General features: G+C 37.6%; 3 protein-coding genes. All 3 read left to right on the forward strand.

Translation table 11 applies throughout. The annotated features are described in order from the left end of the window. On the forward strand, positions 1-520 hold a 520-nt coding region (locus N482_RS07255), incomplete at its 5' end, for an RHS repeat-associated core domain-containing protein (protein WP_196765324.1). 1 nt (position 521) lies between these two features. Then, a complete protein-coding gene (locus tag N482_RS07260) occupies positions 522-803 on the forward strand; it encodes a hypothetical protein (RefSeq protein ID WP_155730536.1) in 282 nt (93 codons plus the stop codon). Between the two features lies 1 nt (position 804). Continuing rightward, positions 805-1,131, forward strand: a complete 327-nt coding sequence (locus N482_RS07265; RefSeq protein ID WP_063376405.1) for a hypothetical protein — start codon at positions 805-807, stop codon at positions 1,129-1,131. Positions 1,132-1,358: the final 227 nt, after the last annotated feature.

Consider the following 1,358-nt stretch of genomic DNA (forward strand, 5'->3'; position numbering starts at 1 on the left):
CTATGATCCAGTTATCGGGCGGTTTTACTCGAATGATCCGGTTGATACTTTAGGGCATTTTGAAGCTGGTAATGGAGCATTTGGCTTTAATCGATATGCATATGCAAACAATAACCCTTATAAGTATGTTGATCCTGACGGGCAACTTGTTCAATTTGTTATTGTTGCAGCAGCTAGGTGTGCTACTAACTCGGCATGTAGACAAACAGTTATAAAAGCTTCCAAGAAGGCAATTGATTACATAAAGAAAGGCGGTAAACGAAATCGACATACAGATCGCCATGTAACCAAGAAGAAATATGAGCAGAAAAGTAAATTCAAAAAACCAAGTGAGATGGATAAGCTTAGTGAAAAAACTGTCAAAAAGCCTGATAGAATTCAAGATCAAGGTGACAGAGTTAGAGTAGAGAAGGATTTTAAAAAAGAAATAGGAACCAAAGGCGAAAAAACAAACGTTACTGTCATCGATAAGAAGACTGGTGATAGAGTTACCCAATTTCCAAAGAAGATTGATGATTAATATGAGCGTAGAATTTTTAATAAAGAACAACGGGACCGAGGTTTCGATTAATCATACGGATTTTACTTTGCTTGAGCCTGCGTTTGAGTTTCTGAAGTCCAAAACAGGATTGTTTATAGATGAGTACGCAGATGGAAGAATAAGTCCTGATCATGCAAAACTTTTATATCAATTCATTACTGAGAATATTAATACTGGTAACGGCTCTAAGTTGGTTGAGTTTAAGGAACTGCTTTCAAGCAGCTTTAGCCAAAACTTGTGGATAGAATACATAGGTGACTAAGTTGAATAATAAATTTGAAACTGGTCAAGTGTGGAGCTGTCGCTCCGTCTCGTCTAGCAACGAGCATAAAGCTCTTATAGTTAGCATTGACGAATTTGAAGACGAAAATGTAATAGGCATCGCTGTTATCTCTCAAGATTCTGGCGGTTCGCCATTTATGCCATTCTCCATAAAGGCATTTTCTGCATCAGCATTCGAATTAATCGATACTGGTCGGGAAACCAGCGACTTTAACGATGGATACCAATATTGGAAAGAATTGTATATTGATGGCGAAGCTGGTGTATATGATATCTCGATTGATGAAGTTCTTGGCTTAAACAGCTAATCCATAAATTTGAATCCAAAGCCTCGCACTCGCGGGGCTTTTTGTTGTTTTCAATATTTGAGTGAATTAACCTAGAAAGTCAGGCCAATTAACCAAAGTAATAAAGAATGTATATTGCTCCCAATTTTACGGACCAAGATTGGAACAATCTTGATTTAGATGAAAATGAAGAAGACTGGCAGATTGCAACAAATGCCTTGGAAGAGCCCCGAATTCAAGTTCCAAGT

This window comes from Pseudoalteromonas luteoviolacea NCIMB 1942 (assembly GCF_001625595.1).
In the GTDB taxonomy this organism is placed as follows: domain Bacteria; phylum Pseudomonadota; class Gammaproteobacteria; order Enterobacterales; family Alteromonadaceae; genus Pseudoalteromonas; species Pseudoalteromonas luteoviolacea_A.